The 16,152-nt window shown below is 51.3% G+C and carries 19 protein-coding genes; 10 read left to right on the top strand and 9 right to left on the bottom strand.

The features are described from left to right. Nucleotides 1-103: 103 nt before the first annotated feature. The 3 genes from ICA20_RS22410 to ICA20_RS22400 all read left to right on the top strand — a co-directional run bounded on the left by ICA20_RS22410 (nucleotide 104) and on the right by ICA20_RS22400 (nucleotide 2,574). Entirely contained in the window at nucleotides 104-397 is a 294-nt protein-coding gene (locus ICA20_RS22410; RefSeq protein WP_000027827.1) for a co-chaperone GroES, read from the top strand. 43 nt (nucleotides 398-440) lie between these two features. After that, nucleotides 441-2,087, top strand: a complete 1,647-nt coding sequence (groL, locus tag ICA20_RS22405) for a chaperonin GroEL (RefSeq protein ID WP_006686275.1) — start codon at nucleotides 441-443, stop codon at nucleotides 2,085-2,087. 133 nt (nucleotides 2,088-2,220) lie between these two features. Beyond that, a complete protein-coding gene (locus ICA20_RS22400) occupies nucleotides 2,221-2,574 on the top strand; it encodes a DUF4156 domain-containing protein (protein ID WP_038636474.1) in 354 nt (117 codons plus the stop codon). Nucleotides 2,575-2,662: 88 nt separating this feature from the next. On the opposite strand, the gene yjeJ is transcribed toward ICA20_RS22400, so the two are convergent. Together yjeJ and epmB are read right to left on the bottom strand one after the other, a co-directional pair. After that, nucleotides 2,663-3,526: a YjeJ family protein gene (gene yjeJ / locus ICA20_RS22395; protein WP_038636476.1), complete on the bottom strand. Its 864-nt coding sequence runs from the start codon at nucleotides 3,524-3,526 to the stop codon at nucleotides 2,663-2,665. 184 nt (nucleotides 3,527-3,710) lie between these two features. Further along, on the bottom strand, nucleotides 3,711-4,739 hold the full coding sequence (gene epmB, locus ICA20_RS22390; protein WP_038636478.1) for an EF-P beta-lysylation protein EpmB: 1,029 nt from the start codon (nucleotides 4,737-4,739) through the stop codon (nucleotides 3,711-3,713). 41 nt (nucleotides 4,740-4,780) lie between these two features. Between epmB and efp the strand changes: the two genes are divergently transcribed. The 3 genes from efp (at nucleotide 4,781) to ecnB (ending at nucleotide 5,793) form a co-directional block, all read left to right on the top strand. Next, complete coding sequence (gene efp / locus ICA20_RS22385; RefSeq protein WP_006686282.1) at nucleotides 4,781-5,347, top strand: elongation factor P; 567 nt, start codon at nucleotides 4,781-4,783, stop codon at nucleotides 5,345-5,347. A 57-nt stretch (nucleotides 5,348-5,404) separates the two neighbouring features. Then, nucleotides 5,405-5,539, top strand: a complete 135-nt coding sequence (gene ecnA / locus ICA20_RS22380) for a lipoprotein antitoxin entericidin A (RefSeq protein ID WP_016151394.1) — start codon at nucleotides 5,405-5,407, stop codon at nucleotides 5,537-5,539. 107 nt (nucleotides 5,540-5,646) lie between these two features. Next, nucleotides 5,647-5,793, top strand: a complete 147-nt coding sequence (gene ecnB, locus ICA20_RS22375; RefSeq protein WP_032940256.1) for a lipoprotein toxin entericidin B — start codon at nucleotides 5,647-5,649, stop codon at nucleotides 5,791-5,793. A gap of 30 nt (nucleotides 5,794-5,823) precedes the next feature. Here the strand turns inward: ecnB and ICA20_RS22370 are convergent, their stop codons facing one another. Continuing rightward, nucleotides 5,824-6,423: a LuxR C-terminal-related transcriptional regulator gene (locus ICA20_RS22370; RefSeq protein WP_038636483.1), complete on the bottom strand. Its 600-nt coding sequence runs from the start codon at nucleotides 6,421-6,423 to the stop codon at nucleotides 5,824-5,826. A gap of 256 nt (nucleotides 6,424-6,679) precedes the next feature. Between ICA20_RS22370 and sugE the strand changes: the two genes are divergently transcribed. Beyond that, nucleotides 6,680-6,997 (top strand): quaternary ammonium compound efflux SMR transporter SugE, encoded by a 318-nt coding sequence (sugE, locus tag ICA20_RS22365; RefSeq protein ID WP_038642963.1) that lies wholly within the window; start codon nucleotides 6,680-6,682, stop codon nucleotides 6,995-6,997. Here the strand turns inward: sugE and ICA20_RS22360 are convergent. Both ICA20_RS22360 and blaCMY read right to left on the bottom strand, forming a co-directional pair. After that, nucleotides 6,994-7,527, bottom strand: coding sequence for a lipocalin family protein (locus ICA20_RS22360; protein ID WP_038636486.1), 534 nt, complete (start codon nucleotides 7,525-7,527; stop codon nucleotides 6,994-6,996). The two genes, sugE and ICA20_RS22360, sit on opposite strands and share 4 nt — an antisense overlap. A gap of 92 nt (nucleotides 7,528-7,619) precedes the next feature. Further along, nucleotides 7,620-8,765 (bottom strand): CMY-2 family class C beta-lactamase, encoded by a 1,146-nt coding sequence (gene blaCMY, locus ICA20_RS22355; protein WP_038636490.1) that lies wholly within the window; start codon nucleotides 8,763-8,765, stop codon nucleotides 7,620-7,622. A gap of 131 nt (nucleotides 8,766-8,896) precedes the next feature. On the opposite strand from blaCMY, the gene ampR reads away from it, so the two are divergent. Then, a complete protein-coding gene (ampR, locus tag ICA20_RS22350; RefSeq protein ID WP_038636493.1) occupies nucleotides 8,897-9,772 on the top strand; it encodes a LysR family transcriptional regulator AmpR in 876 nt (291 codons plus the stop codon). A 41-nt stretch (nucleotides 9,773-9,813) separates the two neighbouring features. Here ampR and frdD read toward each other — a convergent pair whose 3' ends face one another. Genes frdD through frdA form a run of 4 tightly spaced genes read right to left on the bottom strand, consistent with a single transcriptional unit; the run spans nucleotide 9,814 to nucleotide 13,104 of the window. After that, a complete protein-coding gene (frdD, locus tag ICA20_RS22345; protein WP_003025535.1) occupies nucleotides 9,814-10,170 on the bottom strand; it encodes a fumarate reductase subunit FrdD in 357 nt (118 codons plus the stop codon). A 10-nt stretch (nucleotides 10,171-10,180) separates the two neighbouring features. After that, a complete protein-coding gene (gene frdC, locus ICA20_RS22340; protein ID WP_006686290.1) occupies nucleotides 10,181-10,576 on the bottom strand; it encodes a fumarate reductase subunit FrdC in 396 nt (131 codons plus the stop codon). A gap of 10 nt (nucleotides 10,577-10,586) precedes the next feature. Continuing rightward, a complete protein-coding gene (gene frdB, locus ICA20_RS22335; RefSeq protein ID WP_006686291.1) occupies nucleotides 10,587-11,321 on the bottom strand; it encodes a fumarate reductase iron-sulfur protein in 735 nt (244 codons plus the stop codon). Then, complete coding sequence (gene frdA / locus ICA20_RS22330) at nucleotides 11,314-13,104, bottom strand: fumarate reductase (quinol) flavoprotein subunit (protein WP_038636496.1); 1,791 nt, start codon at nucleotides 13,102-13,104, stop codon at nucleotides 11,314-11,316. Before frdA ends, frdB begins: the two co-directional genes overlap by 8 nt. Before the next feature lie 324 nt (nucleotides 13,105-13,428). Between frdA and epmA the strand changes: the two genes are divergently transcribed. After that, complete coding sequence (epmA, locus tag ICA20_RS22325; RefSeq protein WP_003830517.1) at nucleotides 13,429-14,406, top strand: elongation factor P--(R)-beta-lysine ligase; 978 nt, start codon at nucleotides 13,429-13,431, stop codon at nucleotides 14,404-14,406. Nucleotides 14,407-14,619: 213 nt separating this feature from the next. Continuing rightward, nucleotides 14,620-16,122, top strand: coding sequence for a glutamate/gamma-aminobutyrate family transporter YjeM (gene yjeM, locus ICA20_RS22320; RefSeq protein WP_038636500.1), 1,503 nt, complete (start codon nucleotides 14,620-14,622; stop codon nucleotides 16,120-16,122). The last annotated feature ends 30 nt before the right edge of the window (nucleotides 16,123-16,152 follow it).

Raw genomic sequence — 16,152 nt, 5'->3', positions numbered from 1 at the left:
GGCACAAAAGCCCATCCCCATCTCTCTGGTCACTAGCCGGGAAACCGTTTACGGGCCGGCGTCACCCATAACTGATAAAGACTTTCTCAAAGGAGAGCTATCAATGAGTATTCGTCCGTTACATGATCGTGTGATCGTCAAACGTAAAGAAGTTGAATCCAAATCTGCTGGCGGCATCGTACTGACCGGTTCTGCAGCAGGTAAATCAACTCGTGGCGAAATCATCGCTGTCGGTAAGGGTCGCATCCTGGACAACGGTACCGTACAGCCGCTGGACGTGAAAGTCGGCGATATCGTTATTTTCAACGATGGCTACGGTGTTAAATCTGAGAAGATCGACAATGAAGAAGTGTTGATCATGTCTGAAAGTGACATCCTGGCAATTGTTGAAGCCTAATCCGCGAACGACACTGAACATACGAATTTAAGGGAAAGAGAAAATGGCAGCTAAAGACGTAAAATTCGGTAACGACGCTCGTGTGAAAATGCTGCGCGGCGTAAACGTACTGGCAGATGCAGTGAAAGTTACCCTCGGTCCAAAAGGCCGTAACGTAGTTCTGGATAAATCTTTCGGTGCACCGACCATCACTAAAGATGGTGTTTCCGTAGCACGTGAAATCGAACTGGAAGACAAGTTCGAAAACATGGGTGCGCAGATGGTGAAAGAAGTTGCCTCTAAAGCGAATGACGCTGCAGGCGACGGTACCACCACCGCAACCGTACTGGCTCAGTCCATCATTACTGAAGGTCTGAAAGCTGTTGCTGCGGGTATGAACCCAATGGATCTGAAACGTGGTATCGACAAAGCTGTCGCTGCTGCCGTTGAAGAACTGAAAGCGCTGTCCGTACCGTGCTCTGACTCTAAAGCAATCGCTCAGGTTGGTACCATCTCCGCTAACTCCGACGAAACCGTAGGTAAACTGATCGCAGAAGCGATGGACAAAGTCGGTAAAGAAGGCGTGATCACCGTTGAAGACGGTACCGGTCTGCAGGACGAACTGGACGTGGTTGAAGGTATGCAGTTCGACCGTGGCTACCTGTCTCCTTACTTCATCAACAAGCCGGAAACTGGCGCTGTTGAACTGGAAAGCCCGTTCATCCTGCTGGCTGATAAGAAAATCTCCAACATCCGCGAAATGCTGCCGGTTCTGGAAGCTGTCGCGAAAGCAGGCAAACCGCTGCTGATCATCGCAGAAGATGTTGAAGGCGAAGCGCTGGCAACTCTGGTTGTTAACACCATGCGCGGTATCGTGAAAGTGGCTGCTGTTAAAGCACCTGGCTTCGGCGATCGTCGTAAAGCGATGCTGCAGGATATCGCTACCCTGACCGGTGGTACCGTTATCTCTGAAGAGATCGGTATGGAACTGGAAAAAGCCACTCTGGAAGATCTGGGTCAGGCAAAACGCGTTGTTATCAACAAAGACACCACCACCATCATTGATGGCGTGGGTGATGAAGCGGCAATCCAGGGTCGCGTGACTCAGATTCGTCAGCAGATCGAAGAAGCTACTTCAGACTACGACCGTGAAAAACTGCAGGAGCGCGTAGCGAAACTGGCAGGCGGCGTTGCGGTAATCAAAGTTGGTGCTGCGACTGAAGTTGAAATGAAAGAGAAGAAAGCCCGCGTTGAAGATGCCCTGCACGCAACCCGTGCTGCGGTAGAAGAAGGCGTGGTTGCTGGTGGCGGTGTTGCGCTGATTCGCGTAGCGTCCAAAATTGCCGGCCTGAAAGGTCAGAACGAAGACCAGAACGTCGGTATCAAAGTTGCGCTGCGCGCAATGGAAGCTCCGCTGCGTCAAATCGTTCTGAACTGCGGCGAAGAGCCGTCTGTAGTGGCTAACACCGTGAAAGCGGGTGACGGTAACTACGGTTACAACGCTGCAACTGAAGAATACGGCAACATGATCGACATGGGTATTCTGGATCCAACCAAAGTAACGCGTTCTGCTCTGCAGTACGCAGCTTCTGTTGCGGGTCTGATGATCACCACCGAGTGCATGGTTACCGATCTGCCGAAAGGCGATGCGCCTGACTTAGGTGCTGCTGGTGGTATGGGCGGCATGGGTGGAATGGGCGGCATGATGTAATCATGTTGTTCTGAACCTCTCAGAATTGAAAACCCCCGGGCAGAAATGTCTGGGGGTTTTTCTTTTGGTCATCTTTTTAGTATATGATTCAGCTACGGACATAACGTCCAACTAATTGATTATGGGGAATGACATGCACGTGAAATATTTAGCAGGGATCGTTGGTGCCGCGCTACTGATGGCGGGTTGTAGCTCCAGCAACGAACTGAGTTCAGCCGGACAAAACGTACGCTTTGTCGAAGACAAGCCAGGCGCAGAGTGCCAGCTGATTGGCACTGCAACCGGTACGCAGAGCAACTGGCTTTCTGGTCAGCATGGCGAAGAGGGTGGGTCTATGCGTGGCGCAGCGAACGATCTGCGTAACCAGGCCGCAGCAATGGGGGGTAACGTAATTTATGGCGTCAGCAGCCCATCACAGGGAATGCTGTCCAGTTTTGTTCCTACCGCCAGTGAGATGAATGGTCAGGTTTATAAGTGCCCAAATTGATAAAAGCTGTTGATGCCGGATGGCGACGCTAAAGCGTCTTATCCGGCCTACGGTATAAATGATCGTAGGCCTGATAAGCGCAGCGCCATCAGGCATTCTGAGCTTTATGCGCAGACTGAACGCGTAAATGATGTAGCGCGCGCAAACACTGATCCTGATTGAGCTTTTGGGTTTTATCTGCCGTCAACGTTTTGACAAACACCTGGCACGGGACACCGGCAAGTTTTTTCAGTCGTGGGCTGAAGTCCAGAAGGCGTCGGGTAATGGCCTCAGCTTCTTTACTGCCGGAAAGGGCGCGAGTTTTCACTACTGAGCCACAGAATTGAGCTTTACCCTTTTCATCCTTATAGCGGTAGATAATCGCCAGGTAATGGTTAAACAGGTTATGTTTCCATTCTGGTTGTGTATATGAATCATATTCAAGATTATCGTTTTGCTGGCAGTCAACATCGTACAGCGGCAGGAAATCCAGCAGCGATGTCATTCTTAGCGCTAATTCCTGCATGCCAGCATTTTTTATTGCATGAATGATTGCATAGGCTAATACCTGGATCTGCAGTTCATTAATCAGTAATTCGTGGGTTTGTCCGTTATGCAGTGTCAGAGAAAATGCTAAGCTTTCTCCTTTATCATCCACTAACACCAGAGAATTGATGCGACGGTTTATATCCGCATTTTTTAACTCATCTTCCTGAATTAAAGGGATATTCTCGTGCATCTTTTTACTGGCTTTGTCGCGTTCTTTTTCATATCGCAAACGCGCTTCTTCGCTAAGCTGGTGCTTCGCATGGAGTCTGCTCTCCAGAGCGATAAGCAGATCTCTTAGCCCCAACGGTGAGAGAAAAAACAGCGACTCTTTATTTCTTGGTTCTTTGATTTTGAGTGCCAGAGCAATAAATTCATTCTTCTGACGAATAACACCGGTATTAATACCCTTAATACTAATAGCCATTCAGGGTTCTCCCTAACCATATATTTATTGGGAATTTATATTTGTATTAATTTATAAATTTTGCAAATGAGTTGTTGCACAGTACCAGTTAAAATAGCACATATTAAAAGTGCGACTCCACCTGCAAGGATATTAAATACTCGGGATTGGTAGTGAGTGTCCATAATCGGACACTCAATAAGCATTATTGCTGGCGTAATTGCAGATCCAACGGCGTTTTACTGGGTTCTCCGCCAATTTCTCGCGCCAGTTTAGGGACCATATAACCGGAAACCAGCGTCAGCAGTTCACGCACAATCTGACGTGCTTCGTCGTCGCTGACCATAAAGTGGGCGGCACCCTGCACTTTATCCAGTACGTGCAGGTAATAGGGCATAACACCCGCATCAAACAGTGCGTTACTAAGGTCGGCCAGGGTTTGGGCGTTATCGTTAACACCCCGTAGCAATACGCTTTGATTGAGTAGCGTGACGCCTGCTTTGCGCAGTCTGAGCATCGCCTGACGAAACGTCTCATCAACTTCATTGGCATGGTTAATATGATTGACCAGCAGAATTTGCAATGAAGAGTGAGCAAAACGCTCGGTCAGCCCTTCGGTAATGCGCGCAGGGATCACAATCGGTAAACGGCTGTGAATGCGCAGACGCTTAATGTGTGGAATGGTTTCCAGTTGCGTGAGCAGCCAGTCCAGTTCGTGATCCTTGGCCATCAACGGATCGCCGCCGGAGAAGATTACCTCATCTAACTCAGGATGGGCAGTAATGTAGTCCAGAGCGACCTGCCAGTTGCGCTTGTTGCCCTGATTTTCGGCGTACGGGAAGTGTCGGCGGAAGCAATAACGACAATTTACCGCGCAGCCGCCTTTGACCAGCAGCAGCGCCCGGTTGCGATATTTATGCAGCAGGCCAGGAACCACACTGTGTTGTTCCTCCAGCGGATCGGTCGAGTAGCCTGGCGCCGCAACAAACTCTTCCTCGGCGGTAAGTACCTGACGCAGAAGCGGATCGTTCGGATTGCCTTTCTCCATACGCGCAATAAACGCGCGTGGTACGCGCAGGGCGAAAAGTCGTCTCGCGTCGCGTCCGGCCAACAGTTTTTCATCTGCGTCTATATTCAAAAGATGCAGAAGTTCATCGGGATCGGTCACAACATCGGCAAGTTGCGATAACCAATCTTCTCTGGATGGGGTATTTAGGGTTACAATATGCGCCATTTTGTGGCTTAGCTACCAGTTAACAATTTTCAGAGGGCCTTATGGCAACGTACTATAGCAACGATTTTCGTGCTGGTCTTAAAATCATGTTGGACGGCGAACCGTATGCGGTTGAAGCCAGCGAATTCGTTAAACCAGGTAAAGGCCAGGCGTTTGCGCGCGTTAAGCTGCGTCGCCTGCTGACCGGTACTCGCGTAGAGAAAACCTTCAAGTCTACCGACTCTGCCGAAGGCGCAGATGTAGCCGACATGAACCTGACCTTCTTGTATAGCGACGGTGAATTCTGGCACTTCATGAACAACACCACTTTCGAACAGCTGGCTGCAGACGAGAAAGCGGTAGGCGATAACGCTAAATGGCTGCTGGACCAGGCTGAATGCATCGTGACCCTGTGGAACGGTCAGCCGATCTCCGTGACTCCGCCGAACTTCGTTGAGCTGGAAGTTATTGAAACCGACCCAGGTCTGAAAGGCGATACCGCTGGTACTGGCGGCAAACCGGCTACTCTGTCTACCGGCGCAGTCGTTAAAGTTCCGCTGTTCGTACAGATCGGCGAAGTGATCAAAGTGGATACTCGCTCAGGCGAATACGTTTCCCGCGTAAAATAAAACACTTATTTGATCTTGTGGCGCAGGTTGCTGCGCCATACTTTTTCCAGGGCAGGAATGATGAAACGTCTTCTCAGTCTTGTAATGCTAATCCTTTTCACCAGCACCCTACTGGCGGGCTGTAATACCGCGCGCGGCTTCGGTGAAGACATCAAACACCTCGGCAATTCAATCTCTCACGCCGCCAGTTAAACTTCTCACATAATCTGAAAAACGATTGTTTATCCATCACACTTCCGGATCTTGTCTATTATTAAGTAGCTATACACAAACAATATTGGCTAGAAAAGGAAGACGTTATGATTAAGAAGACAATTGCTGCGATCTTTTCTGTGTTGGTACTTTCTTCCGTATTAACCGCGTGTAATACCACGCGAGGCGTAGGGGAGGATATTTCTGACGGTGGTAACGCTATTTCTGGTGCAGCGACAAAAGCTCAGCAATAACGCTCAACGGTACGACGCCGGGTCGTACCGTTAACTCTCCTTATGCGGGAGCGAGAGAAACGGTGAGAAGCGGTTCCCCAGATGAAGCTTCATACGAATATTTCGTTTATAGGTATACACCGTTTTGCCATGAATGCTGAGCGTGGCGGCTATCGCATTGTTGCTCACGCCATCCATCCACATTGACAATACTTTCTCCTCCTGCGGCGTCAGCAGTGGCGTCGGGTTTTCGGCTAATGCTAATGTGGGGCGATCTTGTAGCGCTTCCTGAATCGTGTGTATGAGTGCGTTTAGCGAGGTGTGTTTGGTTAATACCGAATGGGCGATGGCTTGAGAAGTCGGGACGGATGTGTGCTGTCTGTCCGCTGATTGCAGTAAAATCAAAGGGATGACGCCACAGCTCATGAAAAAGGGCTTAACTGGCGGAGTGGAATGCGCCTCGCTAATAAAACTGTATAAATCCGCAATGACCAGATGCGGTTTCCACTGCAAAATATGCTCTTTTGCCAACAGAAGATTATTAATTCCTGATACCAGAAATGAGGAGCTGAACCTGCCAGAATGATTAAGCAAGGCCTCAATCCCTGTGCGGGTAAAGTGGCATCGGTCAATCACTAAAATTTTAAGCATAAACTTTTCGCATTCAGAAGAGGGGCAATCGACTTTCTGATTTCAGAAAGCCCTTCATCATAGAGAACTCCGATGAGTGCCAAATGCGGGAACTACGCCGCTAATTATGCTTAATTCTTGCTTTTAACAGACGGTGAATAAAAAGGTTGAAATTCATTTTCTGTCGGGCAAAAATGCCATTTCACACACCAGCTTTGCAGGACGACCTGCAAACGCTTCTTTCACCGGGGACGGCCCCATTGTTCTGGAGCCTGATATGTCCTGGATCATTTTATTAATTGCCGGTTTGCTCGAAGTTGTTTGGGCGATTGGCCTGAAATACACCCACGGCTTCACTCGTCTGACGCCAAGCATTATCACCATTGTCGCGATGATCGTCAGTATCGCCATGCTCTCCTGGGCGATGCGCACCTTGCCAGTTGGGACCGCCTATGCCGTCTGGACCGGTATTGGCGCCGTCGGGGCGGCCATTACCGGGATTCTGCTGTTGGGTGAATCTGCCAGCCCGGCGCGTTTGCTGAGTCTGGGGCTGATTGTGGCTGGCATTATTGGTCTGAAGCTGAGCACTCACTAAGCACCAGGCTGTTTCACCCAAATCAGTTTATTGACGTCAAACCCTTCCCGGGTCGCGATAGCCAACATTTGCTGCTTCATTTCATCTGAAATGGTGGGGGTCCGTGAAAGGATCCACAGGTAATCGCGATCCGGACCACACACCAGCGCGTGGCGATATTCCCGGTCGAGCGCAATCACGTTATACCCACCATAGAAGGGGCCGAAGAATGACACCTTGAGCGCCGCCCGATTTGGGTCGCCGGTAAAATAGGCTTTACCCTCCGTTTTTTGCCACATCCCTCTGTCCGGGTTATAGCCCTTATTGATCACGTTGATACCGCCGTCGTCGCGCAAGCTATACGTTGCGGTCACTTTTTCCAGTCCACGTTCGAAGCGATGGTCTAAACGTGCAATTTCATACCAGGTACCAAGATAGCGTTTGGCGTCAAAGTTATTCACAACGGTAACGCCCTTTGGCGGTGTAGGGGAACTGCAGGCGACAACCAGAAATGCAGCGGTAACTGCAGCAACGACGGGCAGAATGCGCATAAGATTTTCCTTACTGTTTTTTGTTAAGTGTAGATGACAGCAGGAAAAGAAGAGGAAGAAACGAGGTCCGCTATAGCGGACCTCATCGTCAGTTACTGCAATTTTTCAAGAATGCGCCAGGCGGCCTCGACGCGAGCAGGGTTTGGGTAGCTTTTGTTTGCCAGCATCACGATGCCGAGATTTTTTTCCGGAACGAACGCAACGTAGCTGCCAAATCCGCCAGTGGAGCCGGTTTTGTGCACCCATGAGGCTTTCACTGCAGGGGCGGGCGGATTGACCTCAACGGCGGGAAGCGCCGCTAACGCGACTTTACTGTCGCTACCGTTGATTATCGAGTCGGCATTCACCGGCCAGTTCAGCATCTCCCAACCTAATCCCTGGTACATATCGCCAATATGCCAGTAACGAGCCTGCGCAATTTCAATTCCCTGTCGGAGCGTTTTCTCCTGCACCTGGCTGGCGTCCATGTTGGCCTGAATCCAGCGAGTCATATCGACAAGGCTGGATTTCACCCCGTAGGCTTCGGCATCAAGCTGACCCGGAGATACGTGCACGGGCTTCCCTTCGCGATAACCCCAGGCATAATCCTTTTGTTCGCTCTGTGGAACCGTAATCCAGGTATGCGCCAGTTTTAATGGTTGCAGGACGCGTTTGGTCATCGCCTCTTCATAGCCCATTCCTGAAGGTTTCACCGCCAGTGCGCCAAACAGACCAATACTGGAGTTAGCATACAGGCGTTTAGCGCCCGGGGCCCATTGCGGCTGCCAGTTTTGATAAAAGCGCAGTAATGCCGCTTTATCTGTAACGTCGTCAGGTACCTGAAGCGGCAGACCACCCGCCGTATAGGTGGCCAGGTTCAGCAGGCTGATACCCTGCCATTGTTTGCCAGTTAATTCGGGCCAGTATTGGGTGACCGGATCGCTGAGCTTAATTTCACCACGGGCGATAGCATCGCCGCCCAGCACACCGTTAAACGTCTTACTTACCGATCCAAGCTCAAACAGCGTTTGCCGGGTGACGGGGCGGTCATTGGCGATATCGGCTTTCCCCCAGGTAAAGTAATAGGGTTTTCCCTGGTAGATAATTGCCACGGCCATACCCGGAATAGCCTGTTCTTGCATCAGCGGTGTGATGGTACGGTTTACGATATCTGCAATCTGTTGTTCTGTTTTTGCGGCGGCAAACGTGGAGAAAGAGGCTGTCAGCAGCAACGCGCAGCATAACGATTTTTTCATCATGAAATCAGTTCCGTAATAAAAAGCGAAAGGGTGTCCGGGCCCGTCAGACGCAATCAGTTTGTTTGATTTGCAGTGTGTTGACAAACGGTTAAATTTAGCAGCAGATATAAGTTTTTCTAACAGGCCGGATGATGACGCGTAGCTATATTCCTCTTAACTCACTGCGAGCTTTTGAAGCCGCGGCCAGACACCTTAGCTTTACCCGCGCTGCGATTGAGCTCAACGTGACGCATTCTGCCATCAGCCAGCATGTCAAAGCGCTGGAACAGCAGCTAAATTGTCAGCTGTTTGTGCGCGGCTCCCGTGGGTTAATGCTGACGACAGAAGGGGAAAGTCTGTTACCTGTACTTAATGATTCTTTCGATCGTATGGCGGAGATGCTGGATCGTTTTGCTACTAAAAAAACCCAGGAAAAACTTAAAATCGGAGTGGTGGGGACCTTTGCGGTCGGTTGTCTTTTTCCCCTGCTCAGCGACTTTAAGCGTAGTTATCCGCATATTGATTTGCATATTTCCACCCACAATAACCGCGTGGATCCCGCCGCCGAGGGACTGGACTATACCATTCGCTACGGAGGAGGTGCCTGGCACGATACCGATGCACAATATTTGTGTAGCGCGCTGATGTCCCCGCTTTGCTCGCCAGAATTAGCCGCACAGATCAAGGTACCTGCAGACCTCCTGAAATTCCCGTTATTACGCTCTTATCGGCGAGATGAGTGGACGCTTTGGATGCAGGCCGCCGGAGAAGCGCCTCCGTCACCGACGCACAACGTGGTGGTGTTTGATTCGTCCGTCACAATGCTGGAGGCCGCGCAGGCGGGGATCGGGGTGGCGATTGCCCCGGTAAGAATGTTCACTCATCTGCTTGGTAGTGAACGTATCGTTCAACCGTTTCTAACGCAGATTGATCTGGGGAGCTATTGGATAACGCGTTTGCAATCCCGACCGGAGACATCTGCAATGCGTGAGTTTTCCCGTTGGTTGGCTGGGGCTCTGCACAAATAAAAAGGCCCGCCAATGGCGGGCCTGATAGTTAACGCATGCAATTAGATGGTCAGGATACCAATGGCCGTTACAACGGTCAGGATAGCTGCCAGTCCGTAGAATACCCATTTGCCAGCAGGCACGTGGATTTTCAGGTCATGCATCGCGTGATGCATACGGTGTAAACCGCACCACAGCGGCAGGACGATCATCAGGAACAGGAATGCGCGACCGATAAAGCTCTGAGCGAATGCCAGGACGCGTTCATAGCTGAAGGCATCAGGAACAAAGCCCAGCGGCAGCATAATGCCTACCAGCAGAATCATCACCGGCGCAATGATTGCGCTCCACATACCGCCTGCACCAAACAGGCCCCAGAATACGGGTTCGTCAGAGCGTTTTGGATTTGGATTAATCATTCCGGACTCCTTACCAGAACAGGGCAACAAACAGTATTACTACTGTCGCAACCACAGTAACCGCCCAAAGCCCTTTGATGATTGGCTCTGGCCCCATTTTTTCGTCTTTTACGATGATGTTGGCCGCTTTCGGCGCCAGTTCAAACCAGGTCTTGGTATGCAGCAGCGCGGCTGCCAGGGCGATGATGTTAAGGATCACCACCACCGGGTTCTGCAGGAACCCGACAAAGCCAGCCCAGGATTCCACACCGTGCTTAAGCGCAAACAGGCCGAAGATCAGTTCAATACTGAACCAGACAGCCGGAACGGCTGTGCCTTCACGCAGCATGTAAAAGCGATAAAACGGCAGTTTCTTCCACCAGGTGGACGTCATTGGCCGCACATAGGCGTTGCGTTTAGTCGTCATGTTGCACTCCTTAGCGTGGTTTCAGGGTTGCGATAAGAAAGTCTTTTGAACTTTCAACTTTACCCTGCTGAATGGCCGCAGCCGGATCGACGTGTTTCGGGCAGACTTCGGAGCAGTAGCCCACGAAAGTACAACTCCAGACGCCGTTCGGGCTATTCAATTGAGCCATACGCTCTTTCTTACCGTGGTCGCGGCTATCTTCGTTGTAACGATGCGCCAGCGTAATCGCAGCCGGTCCAATGAACTCAGGGTTCAGGCCGAACTGCGGGCACGCGGCGTAGCACAGACCACAGTTGATGCAACCGGAGAACTGATGATACTTCGCCATCTGCGCCGGAGTCTGGGTGTTTGGACCCTGATCCGGTGTACGCGGGTTACCGATGATGTACGGTTTGATCGCTTCCAGGCTTTCGATAAAGTGCGTCATATCGACGACCAGATCGCGCTCAATCGGGAAGTTGCCCAGCGCTTCAACCTTCATACCGTTGGTGTAATCACGCAGGAAGGTTTTGCACGCCAGCTTCGGCACGTTGTTGACCATCATGCCGCAGGAGCCGCAGATTGCCATACGGCAGGACCAGCGATAGCTCAGGTCTGGCGCCAGGTTATCCTTGATGTAGCCCAACGCATCGAGCAGAGACGTGGTTTCATCGTAAGGAACTTCGTAGAAAGCACTGTGCGGCGCGGTATCGGTTTCCGGGTTATAGCGCACCACCTCAACTTTCAGGTTTTTCATCTCAGCCATTCGCCTTCTCCTTCTTATCGGCTGCTTCCGCTTCGCCACCGTAAACACGTTTAGCCGGTGGCAGAGTGGTGATTTTCACGTCGCTGTATTCCAGGCGAGTCGTGCCGTCAGCATCGCGGAAGGCGAGGGTGTGTTTGAGGAAGTTCACGTCGTCACGCTCGGTGCAGCCTTCATCCAGACGCTGATGCGCGCCGCGGGATTCTTTACGCGCCAGAGCGGAGTGCGCCATACATTCAGCAACGTTCAGACCGTGACCCAGTTCGATGGTGTACAGCAGGTCGGTGTTGAAGACGCTGGAGGTATCAGTGATACGCACGCGCTTGAAGCGCTCCTGCAGCTCAGCCAGCTTATCAACGGTTTTCTGCATGAGTTCCGGCGTACGGTAGATACCGCAACCTTCTTCCATGGAGATCCCCATTTCGTCACGGATCTTAGACCAGTTTTCGTTACCTTCCTGGTTAACCAGATCTTTCAGACGTTTTTCAATACCGGCAACCTGTGCATCAAGCGCGGCACTGTTTGCAGCGCCAGCCGTTGCAGCACGTTCCGCAGCCTGTTCGCCGGCCATACGACCGAAGACCACCAGTTCCGCCAGGGAGTTAGAGCCCAGACGGTTAGCGCCATGCAGACCAACAGAGGAACATTCGCCGACAGCGAACAGACCTTTAATGCGGGTTTCACAGTGCTGATCGGTTTCGATACCGCCCATGGTGTAGTGCGCGGTCGGACGTACCGGGATCGGTTCTTTAACCGGATCGACACCCACGTAGGCTTTCGCCAGTTCGCAGATGAACGGTAAACGTTCGAGCAGTTTTTTCTCGCCGAGGTGACGCAGGTCGAGGTGAACCACATCGCCACGCGGAGTGGAAATGGTGTTGCCTTTGCGCCATTCGTGCCAGAAAGCCTGAGAAACTTTGTCGCGCGGACCGAGTTCCATATATTTGTTTTTCGGCTCGCCCAGTGGGGTTTCCGGACCCATGCCGTAGTCTTGCAGATAACGGTAGCCATTTTTGTTGACCAGAATACCGCCTTCACCACGGCAGCCTTCAGTCATCAGGATACCGGAGCCTGGCAGACCCGTCGGGTGATACTGAACGAATTCCATATCACGCAGCGGAACGCCGTGGCTCAGCGCCATGCCCATACCGTCGCCGGTTACGATGCCGCCGTTGGTGTTGTAACGGTAAACGCGACCTGCGCCGCCCGTTGCCATTACCACTGCGTTAGCACGGATCTGCACCAGCGTGCCTTCCATCATGTTCATCGCGACGACGCCGCGAGCATGACCATCGTCAACCAGGATATCGAGAACGAAGTGTTCGTCAAAGCGCTGAATCTGTGGGAACTGCAAAGACGTTTGGAACAGCGTATGCAGCATGTGGAAGCCGGTTTTATCCGCGGCAAACCAGGTACGCTCGATTTTCATGCCGCCGAAGCGACGTACGTTGACGCTACCGTCTTCACGACGGCTCCATGGGCAGCCCCATTGTTCGAGTTGCGTCATTTCAGTTGGGCAGTGGTGGACAAAGTAATCCACGACATCCTGCTCACATAGCCAGTCTCCGCCTGCTACCGTATCGTGAAAATGGTAGTCAAAGCTGTCATGATCCTGCGCGACAGCAGCAGAGCCGCCTTCGGCAGCAACGGTATGGCTGCGCATTGGGTACACTTTTGAGATCAGTGCGATTTTAGCGTTGGGATTTGCTTGTGCGGCAGCAATTGCAGCACGTAATCCCGCGCCACCGGCGCCTATAATGGCAAGATCGGCTTGAAAGGTTTGCACGACATTCCTCCAGATTGTTGTTATTTCATCCCCGCCTGAACTCAGATGCTTCATCGGCTTCAAACAGGTTATGAACGCGTTTCCACTGCTCCTTTATAGGTACAATAGTATAGTCTTAGGGATGTGCGGGAAATTTGACGTGTTCGATTTTTTTAGCGTGTCAAAGGGGGGAATTATCATTGAATTTGATTAATTTAATTACTAAACCACCCAATGTCGCTTTTTTTACCTGATTGCCAGTGCTGATTACTACCGCGGGAAATTTGTCTCGTTAGCGCGATACGAGTAGACTTCGTGCCCTTGTCTTAAATCGGAGAAACAACCATGAGCGAAACGGCAACCTGGCAGCCGAGCGCGTCCATCCCCAATCTGTTAAAACGTGCAGCAATTATAGCGGAGATTCGCCGCTTTTTTGCCGATCGTGGCGTGCTTGAGGTTGAGACCCCTTGTATGAGTCAGGCAACGGTAACGGACATCCATCTGTTCCCGTTCGAAACACGTTTCGTCGGCCCTGGACATTCCCAGGGAATGAATCTCTATTTAATGACCAGTCCGGAATATCACATGAAGCGCCTGCTGGTGGCAGGATGTGGCCCGGTATATCAACTGTGCCGCAGCTTTCGCAATGAAGAGATGGGACGTCATCATAACCCTGAGTTCACCATGCTCGAATGGTATCGTCCCCACTACGATATGTATCGCCTGATGAATGAAGTGGATGATTTGCTCCAGCAAGTGCTGGACTGCTCTCCAGCGGAAAGCCTTTCTTATCAGCAGGCCTTCCAGCGCCATCTGGAGATAGATCCACTGTCTGCAGACAAAACCCAACTGCGGGAAGTGGCGGCTAAGCTGGATCTCAGCAATATCGCCGATACTGAAGAAGATCGGGATACGTTGCTGCAACTGCTGTTCACGATGGGCGTTGAGCCGCATATCGGCAAAGACAAACCGACGTTTGTGTATCATTTCCCCGCCAGCCAGGCATCATTGGCGCAAATCAGTACCGAAGATCACCGCGTGGCTGAGCGTTTCGAGGTGTATTACAAAGGTATTGAGCTGGCGAATGGTTTCCATGAGTTGACCGACGCGCGCGAGCAGCAGCAACGGTTTGAACAGGATAACCGCAAACGTGCCGCGCGTGGCCTGCCACAGCAACCTATCGATACCAACCTGCTTGAAGCGTTAAAAGTGGGCATGCCGGATTGCTCTGGCGTGGCGCTCGGCGTTGACCGTCTGGTGATGCTGGCGCTGGGCGCAGAAAGCCTGGCTGAGGTTATCGCATTTACCGTCGATCGCGCGTAATTTACGCTCTCTCCATACAAAGTGGCGGATAAACAGCCACTTTGTAGCATATTTTTTCATTTACCCTCTAATAGCCACAATTTACATCTGGATGTTTGATATCTTTCAGGTATCAATTCTGTGTTAATTTTTTATCGCTGAACTCCGCAATGAGAGCAGCGCCAATCGGTGAGCGGCGTTTGTGAAACGCTTGCCAGAGTAAGGGATGGTTTAATGACCCAAACAATAAAAAAGATGAGTCTGATTGGTCTCATCCTTATGATATTTACGTCTGTTTTTGGTTTTGCTAACAGCCCCTCCGCGTTCTATTTAATGGGGTACAGCGCGATTCCATGGTATATATTTTCCGCATTATTATTTTTTATTCCATTTGCTTTAATGATGGCGGAAATGGGTTCCGCCTATCGGAAAGAAGAGGGGGGAATCTATTCGTGGATGAATAATAGCGTTGGGCCACGTTATGCGTTTATCGGCACGTTTATGTGGTTTTCTTCCTATGTGATATGGATGGTCAGCACGGCGGCAAAGGTCTGGGTACCTTTTTCGACCTTCTTATTTGGCGCAGACATGACGCAGCACTGGCGTTTTGCCGGGCTTGAGCCTACGCAGGTTGTCGGGCTGCTCGCCGTCGGCTGGATGATTCTGGTGACCTGCGTGGCCTCACGGGGGATTAATAAGATTGCCCGTATTACGGCTGTAGGTGGAATTGCCGTAATGTGTCTTAATTTAGTTTTGTTGTTAGTGAGTGTCGCTATTTTGTTATTAACGGGTGGCCACTTTGCGCAGGATATTAATTTTATCTCCTCGCCTAATCCGGGATATCAGTCCGGTCTGGCAATGTTGTCATTTGTTGTGTTTGCTATTTTTGCTTACGGCGGAATTGAGGCCGTGGGCGGACTGGTAGATAAAACAGAAAAGCCAGAAAAGAACTTCGCGAAAGGGATTGTCTTTGCCGCTATTGTCATTTCTGTCGGTTATTCACTGGCGATATTTTTATGGGGCGTTAGCACCAACTGGCAACAGGTATTAAGTGATGGCTCGGTCAACCTCGGCAACATTACTTATATCCTGATGAAAAGCCTCGGGATGACGTTGGGTAATGCGCTGCACCTTTCCCCGGAAAGCGCGATGGCGTTGGGCGTATGGTTCGCGCGTATCACCGGCCTTTCTATGTTCCTCGCCTATACGGGCGCCTTTTTCACGCTCAGCTACTCGCCGCTGAAAGCGATTATTCAGGGAACGCCGAAGGCATTGTGGCCCGCGCCGATGACCAGGCTGAATGCGGTGGGGATGCCGACGACGGCAATGTGGTTGCAGTGTTTACTGGTGAGCCTGTTTATCCTGCTGGTTTCGTTTGGCGGCGACACGGCTTCAGCGTTTTATAACAAACTGACCCTGATGGCGAACGTCTCAATGACGCTGCCGTATCTGTTCCTTGCGCTGGCTTTCCCATTCTTTAAAGCGCGTACGGATCTGGAAAGGCCGTTTGTGATTTTTAAAACGCGGGCGGCGACGTTACTGACAACCGGCGTGGTGGTATTGGTGGTGACGTTTGCCAACGTGTTCACCATCATCCAGCCGGTGATTGAAGCCGGGGACTGGAACAGCGCATTGTGGATGACCGGCGGCCCGATCTTCTTCTCGCTGCTGGCGATGGCGATTTATCAGAACTATAGCCGTCGCATGGCCAACGAACCTGAGTGGGCGGTGGAGTAACCGTCCTGGCGTATCCGGCCTACAAAGAAG

The sequence above is a fragment of the Citrobacter sp. C5_2 genome (assembly GCF_014596845.2).
GTDB classification, from domain to species: Bacteria; Pseudomonadota; Gammaproteobacteria; order Enterobacterales; family Enterobacteriaceae; genus Citrobacter; species Citrobacter werkmanii.
This window is presented reverse-complemented; position numbering and strand designations above follow the sequence as displayed.

What these genes read in the sequence shown, in the direction of transcription:
- ICA20_RS22410 (WP_000027827.1), top strand. Translation starts at nt 104, where the DNA reads ATGAGTATTCGTCCGTTACATGATCGTGTGATCGTCAAACGTAAAGAA.
- groL (WP_006686275.1), top strand. Translation starts at nt 441, where the DNA reads ATGGCAGCTAAAGACGTAAAATTCGGTAACGACGCTCGTGTGAAAATG.
- ICA20_RS22400 (WP_038636474.1), top strand. Translation starts at nt 2,221, where the DNA reads ATGCACGTGAAATATTTAGCAGGGATCGTTGGTGCCGCGCTACTGATG.
- yjeJ (WP_038636476.1), bottom strand. Translation starts at nt 3,526, where the DNA reads ATGGCTATTAGTATTAAGGGTATTAATACCGGTGTTATTCGTCAGAAG.
- epmB (WP_038636478.1), bottom strand. Translation starts at nt 4,739, where the DNA reads ATGGCGCATATTGTAACCCTAAATACCCCATCCAGAGAAGATTGGTTA.
- efp (WP_006686282.1), top strand. Translation starts at nt 4,781, where the DNA reads ATGGCAACGTACTATAGCAACGATTTTCGTGCTGGTCTTAAAATCATG.
- ecnA (WP_016151394.1), top strand. Translation starts at nt 5,405, where the DNA reads ATGATGAAACGTCTTCTCAGTCTTGTAATGCTAATCCTTTTCACCAGC.
- ecnB (WP_032940256.1), top strand. Translation starts at nt 5,647, where the DNA reads ATGATTAAGAAGACAATTGCTGCGATCTTTTCTGTGTTGGTACTTTCT.
- ICA20_RS22370 (WP_038636483.1), bottom strand. Translation starts at nt 6,423, where the DNA reads ATGCTTAAAATTTTAGTGATTGACCGATGCCACTTTACCCGCACAGGG.
- sugE (WP_038642963.1), top strand. Translation starts at nt 6,680, where the DNA reads ATGTCCTGGATCATTTTATTAATTGCCGGTTTGCTCGAAGTTGTTTGG.
- ICA20_RS22360 (WP_038636486.1), bottom strand. Translation starts at nt 7,527, where the DNA reads ATGCGCATTCTGCCCGTCGTTGCTGCAGTTACCGCTGCATTTCTGGTT.
- blaCMY (WP_038636490.1), bottom strand. Translation starts at nt 8,765, where the DNA reads ATGATGAAAAAATCGTTATGCTGCGCGTTGCTGCTGACAGCCTCTTTC.
- ampR (WP_038636493.1), top strand. Translation starts at nt 8,897, where the DNA reads ATGACGCGTAGCTATATTCCTCTTAACTCACTGCGAGCTTTTGAAGCC.
- frdD (WP_003025535.1), bottom strand. Translation starts at nt 10,170, where the DNA reads ATGATTAATCCAAATCCAAAACGCTCTGACGAACCCGTATTCTGGGGC.
- frdC (WP_006686290.1), bottom strand. Translation starts at nt 10,576, where the DNA reads ATGACGACTAAACGCAACGCCTATGTGCGGCCAATGACGTCCACCTGG.
- frdB (WP_006686291.1), bottom strand. Translation starts at nt 11,321, where the DNA reads ATGGCTGAGATGAAAAACCTGAAAGTTGAGGTGGTGCGCTATAACCCG.
- epmA (WP_003830517.1), top strand. Translation starts at nt 13,429, where the DNA reads ATGAGCGAAACGGCAACCTGGCAGCCGAGCGCGTCCATCCCCAATCTG.
- yjeM (WP_038636500.1), top strand. Translation starts at nt 14,620, where the DNA reads ATGACCCAAACAATAAAAAAGATGAGTCTGATTGGTCTCATCCTTATG.